This window comes from Caldisericaceae bacterium (assembly GCA_036574215.1).
Lineage (GTDB): Bacteria > Caldisericota > Caldisericia > Caldisericales > Caldisericaceae > Caldisericum.
In genome coordinates this window covers 1-5,175 of record JAINCR010000078.1, presented here as the reverse complement: position 1 = coordinate 5,175, position 5,175 = coordinate 1, and the positions used below count along the sequence as shown (strand labels likewise).

Genomic DNA, 5,175 nt, shown 5'->3' with positions numbered 1-5,175 from the left:
GCAACAGGAGCTGACCCTGCAAAATTACCAGTACCAGAAGAAGAAAAATTTAGAGGCAGAGGAATTTCCTACTGCGCAACTTGTGATGCTGCTTTTTTTAAGGATAAAACTGTTGCTGTAGTTGGAGGTGGGGATACTGCTTTACACGATGCACTTACCTTATCAAAATTTGCTGAAAAAGTCATAGTAGTCCACAGAAGAAAAGAACTAAGAGCTACTAAAATACTTCAAGAAGCATGCTTTTCAAATGCAAAAATTTCTTTTGAACTTGAGTATATACCAATTCACGTATTAGGTGAGAAAAAAGTTGAAGGATTAGAAATTGAAAATGTAATCACAAAAGAGCATAAAGTCCTAAAAGTTGATGGAGTTTTTGTTGCTATCGGTGAAAGACCAAATACAGAACTTGTAAAGGGACTTGTGGAAATGGACGAACGAGGATTTATAAAAACAAATGAAAAAATGGAAACAATAGTAGCTGGACTATATGCAGTAGGAGATGCAAGAAATACTCCGCTAAGACAGGTAGTAACCGCCTGTGGTGATGCAGCAATTGCGGCATCAGAGGTTGATAAATATATTAAAAATTTAGGATAAGAGGTGAAAAATGGAAAGGTTATTAAAAGAAAAAGATGTTCAATACATCAAAGATTTATTTGAAAAGAAATTAGAAGGTGAAGTAACTTTAACACTTTTTACTGAAACAAAAGGGTCAAATGTTACTAAGTTTAACGAACAGTATCTTCCATACACAGAAGAAATAGTAAGAGAAGTAGCTGAACTATCCCCTAAAATAAAAATGAACATATACACAGATGACTTTGAAAAAGAAAAAGAGTACAACATAAAAACCGTCTCTGCCCTTTTCATTGAGGGAAGCAAAACAAATAAAAACATCGTTTATTACGGAATCCCTTCAGGACATGAGTTTTCTTCTCTACTTGAAGACATTATAGATGTTTCAAAGGGAAAAACCGAACTTCCCGAAAATATAAAAGGAAAAGTGGAAAAAATTTCAAGTTCTATTGAAATTCTTGTTTTTGTTACCCCTACATGCCCATATTGCCCAAGAGCAGTTAGAACAGCACATCAGTTTGCTTTAGAAAACTCTAACATCAAAGGAATTATGGTTGAAGCAAATGAGTTTCCAGAATGGTCAGAAAAATACAACGTTTATGCAGTCCCTAAAGTGGTAATTAACGAAGGTAAGGGAGAATTTGAAGGAGCATTACCAGAAGATGCATTTTTGGAAGCAATTTACGATGCAATTGGAATAAAACTGATTTAACTAATTTAATAGTTCAAAAACAAAAAAAGCCCCGCTTAAGCGGGGCTTAAAAATTATTAAGAGCATTTAGATAAGTAAGGCAAGAATCGCCTTTTGAATATGTAATCTATTCTCTGCCTGGTCAAAGACTACTGAGTGAGGACCATCAAGCACTTCATCTGCAATCTCCTCACCTCTATGGGCAGGAAGGCAGTGCATTGCAATTACGTCATCTTTTGCATGTTTTAAAAGTTCTGAGTTTATTTGATAGGGCTTAAAGATTTCAACTCTTTTTTCGTGTTCAGATTCCTGTCCCATTGAAGCCCACACATCAGTATAAACAACATCTGCATCTTTTACAGCTTCATACGGATCATTTGTGATAAAAATTCGTGAGTTAGAAAACTTAGCAAACGAATTTGCAATTTCCACAACTTCTTTTGAAGGTTCATACCCTTTTGGAGAAGCAATAGAAACATCTAAGCCTAAAATGCTTCCACCAATAAGAAGAGAATTTGCAACGTTATTTCCGTCGCCAACATAGGCAAGTTTAACACCCTTTAAAGTTCCTTTTTTCTCTTTAATCGTTAAGAAATCGCCCAGTGCCTGGCAAGGATGTGAGTAATCAGAAAGAGCGTTGATAACAGGAACAGATGCATTATTAGCAAGTTCCTCAAGGGTTCTATGTTCATAAACTCTAGCAACAATACCATGAACATATCTTTCGAGGACTTTTGCAGTATCAGCTATGGTTTCTCCTCTAATTAATTGCATGTTAGACGTTTCAAGAACAAGGGGAAGTGCACCAAGTTCATGTATTGCAACAGCAAACGATATCCTAGTTCTTGTTGATGGCTTTTCAAATAACACAGCAACAGTTTTGCCAGCTAAAAATTTTTCATCTTTACCCGCATAGTGGTCAGTTTTCATCTTTTCAGCCTGAAAAATGAATTCCTCAAGTTCTTCTCTTGTAAAGTCTTTCAAACACAAAAGGGACCTTCCTCTTAATTTGGTTGCCATGTTATCCTCCAAATTTTTTAGTCAGTACATCTTTCAAATCAGGCTTCCCAATCTCCTGTAGTTCATATCTAACTCTTACAGCAGGTTTGTTGAGTGTCAAAACTCTTCTTAAGTCAATTGGGGTGCCAATTACAACAACATCGGCAGGAATAGAATTTAAAGTCTCCTCAAGCTCTTTAATTTGAGTTTCACTATAACCCATAGCAGGTAAAACATCTTTAGTTTGAGAATATTTTTCGTATGTTTGCTTTATAGACCCAACTGCATAGGGAACTGGGGATATGATTTCGCTTGCACCGAGTTTTCTTGCAGCAATATAACCTGCACCATAACTCATCCCGCCGTGTGTTAATGTCGGACCATCTTCTACCACAACGACCTTCTTTCCCCTTATAATTTCTCCACTCTCAACAAATAGAGGGGATGCTGCGTCAACTAAAATTGCATTTGGATTAAGCTCCCTTGCATGATTCCTAATAAATTCAATTGATTCAAAGTCTGCTGTATCTTCTTTATTAATAACTATTACGTCTGCACTCCTAAAATTAGTTTCGCCAGGATGGTATTTAAATTCGTGTCCAGCTCTCAATGGATCAGCAACAACAATTTTTAAATCAGACTTATAGAACGGAAAATCGTTATTACCACCGTCCCACACAATAACATCAGCCTCTTTTTCTGCTTCTCTTAGAATTCTTTCGTAGTCCACGCCTGAATAGATAACTGCTCCAAGGTCAATGTGTGGTTCATACTCTTCTCTTTCCTCAATTGTGCATTTGTATCTATCGAGGTCTTCATAAGTTGCAAATCTTTGAACTGCCTGCTCAACAAGGTTGCCGTAAGGCATCGGGTGTCTTATAGAAACAACTCTTTTACCCATTTCTCTTAGAATTTTTACAACTTTCCTTGTTGTTTGACTTTTACCTGAGCCCGTCCTCACAGCGCAGACAGAGACTACTGGTTTTGTTGATTGAAGCATTGTGCTCTCAGGTCCCATTAACCAAAAATCAGCTCCGTTTGCAAGCACAATTGAAGCCTTATGCATAACATACTCATGGGATACATCACTATAGGCAAATACAACTCTATCTGCTTTTAACTCCTTTATGAGTTTGGGTAGATCTTCTTCCGGATAGATCGGAATACCGTTTGGGTAAAGATCTCCGGCAAGTTCCTTAGGATAAACTCTACCCTCGATGTTTGGAATTTGAGTTGCAGTAAAAGCAACTACCTCAAATTCATCTTTCTTTCTAAAAAAGACATTGAAGTTGTGAAAATCTCTTCCAGCAGCTCCCATAATAATAACTCTTACTTTTTCCATCTTAACACTCCTTTCAAAAATTTTCTACTTAACATTATATGTGAAGTTCTCAAAATTTTGAACAATCTTTCGGTAATTATTCTTGAAGTTAAAGAAAGCAAAAATAACGGTAATAAAAGGATAAATAAAGCTGAGTAAACTTTCAACATACATGCCCTTAGAGAGGTAAAAAACACCGCAAACGATAAATACAATCCATCTAAACCTATTTACAATATAAATAAAGTGTGTGATTTTTAGGTTCAAAAATTTATCCGAGAAAAAACCCCATAGAACATTTAGTAAATAAACTACAGGCAAAATGTAATACCACTTTATAAAGAAAATTAAAGGTGGCACCAACATTTCAGTTGAATAAAGAGGTAAATTTGCCCATTCACCTAATCTACCTTCAATATAAGATTTGGTTTTTATTTCTTTGAGCTTTCCAAATTCTTTCATGCTTAAGCCTCAAAATCTAACGTTGTAAACTAATAAAAATGCAAGTATCTGTAGTATGTATTTACTTACAACTTCAGGAGGAGTTGTGTCTATTTCAATTTCTATTGTCTGGGTTAATTCTTTTACGGCTTCAACGATTCTCCCGGCAATAACCTCTGAAACTGGTTTTGAAAAAGCTTTTTCTTTACGTATTCTGTTAAAAGCAACTGAATAGATAGCATTTTCATCTTTGAAATTTTTCAAGAAAATATCTTCAAGTAATTCAAGGGATACTTGGGCAATGTCGTTTTTCTCTGTTTCAGGTATTGGAGGCAGTGCTGCAAGAGCCTGGCTTAAAAACTGCCTAATTGAAAGAGAAACCTTCTGCACATCATTTACATACTGTAAAGTTTGTCTCAAAGGTTCAACCATGGAGTAAGCTTTATATACAATAAAAGTGATGTAGCCAAGATAACTATCAACATTCAAAAGACGTTTAATCTGATCCATTGAAACAATTCTTATTGCTCTTTGCATCCCAGATGTCCCTAAGATATTCAACATCTCCTTAGTAATCACATATAACATGTCAAACAGGTCGTAACTTTCAGCATACCCAACATATAAGTTTAAGTTTTTTGCATCTATTCTATCTATCACTTGGCCATGATTTTGAAAATTCCAAACAAGAGTATGGGCAGTTTGCGAAGCAAGAACAGACCTTTCTCTTTCTGGTTTGTCTTTATACATATACCTATAGAGGAAATTATACGCATACTGTTCCCCTGTTGTTAATGCCCTGTAGCACATATTAACAACCGTTGGATTGATCTGTTGAACTATTGGAACTAAATAACTCATCGCAGTATTCATGGCAATATCCACTGCATCCTCTTTTTTAATCAACGTGTTTTGAGCAATACTTTGGGACATTTGTATTGCAAGAGGGAAAAAATCTGTCACGAACTTTCCGTAGAGTTGTAAAAACGGATAATAACCTTCTAGTGCAGAAATTTGGAGTTTTTCAATAAGAGGATGTTCCATCTGCATATCAAGAGGGCCAATTTCTGATTGAGCTGCCATGATAATCTCGTCTGCCGCTAAAGTCATAAGTGTTGCAGCACTTTTTGCAAATAAAGGCACCACC

Annotated in this window: 6 protein-coding genes; 2 read left to right on the top strand and 4 right to left on the bottom strand. The window is 35.9% G+C overall.

What is annotated here, in order from left to right:
* Together K6343_04990 and K6343_04985 are read left to right on the top strand one after the other, a co-directional pair.
* A partial coding sequence (locus K6343_04990) for an FAD-dependent oxidoreductase (protein ID MEF3245322.1) occupies positions 1-597 on the top strand: 597 nt, incomplete at its 5' end.
* A gap of 10 nt (positions 598-607) precedes the next feature.
* Positions 608-1,288 carry a thioredoxin family protein gene (locus K6343_04985; protein ID MEF3245321.1) on the top strand — a complete coding sequence of 227 codons (681 nt, stop codon included), beginning with the start codon at positions 608-610 and terminating at the stop codon, positions 1,286-1,288.
* A gap of 66 nt (positions 1,289-1,354) precedes the next feature.
* Here K6343_04985 and argF read toward each other — a convergent pair whose 3' ends face one another.
* From argF to K6343_04965, 4 genes are all read right to left on the bottom strand, one after another.
* Positions 1,355-2,287, bottom strand: a complete 933-nt coding sequence (gene argF / locus K6343_04980; GenBank protein ID MEF3245320.1) for an ornithine carbamoyltransferase — start codon at positions 2,285-2,287, stop codon at positions 1,355-1,357.
* Position 2,288: 1 nt separating this feature from the next.
* Positions 2,289-3,608: a cyclic 2,3-diphosphoglycerate synthase gene (locus K6343_04975; GenBank protein MEF3245319.1), complete on the bottom strand. Its 1,320-nt coding sequence runs from the start codon at positions 3,606-3,608 to the stop codon at positions 2,289-2,291.
* A gap of 24 nt (positions 3,609-3,632) precedes the next feature.
* Positions 3,633-4,049: a hypothetical protein gene (locus K6343_04970; GenBank protein MEF3245318.1), complete on the bottom strand. Its 417-nt coding sequence runs from the start codon at positions 4,047-4,049 to the stop codon at positions 3,633-3,635.
* Between the two features lie 9 nt (positions 4,050-4,058).
* A partial coding sequence (locus tag K6343_04965; GenBank protein MEF3245317.1) for a hypothetical protein occupies positions 4,059-5,175 on the bottom strand: 1,117 nt, incomplete at its 5' end.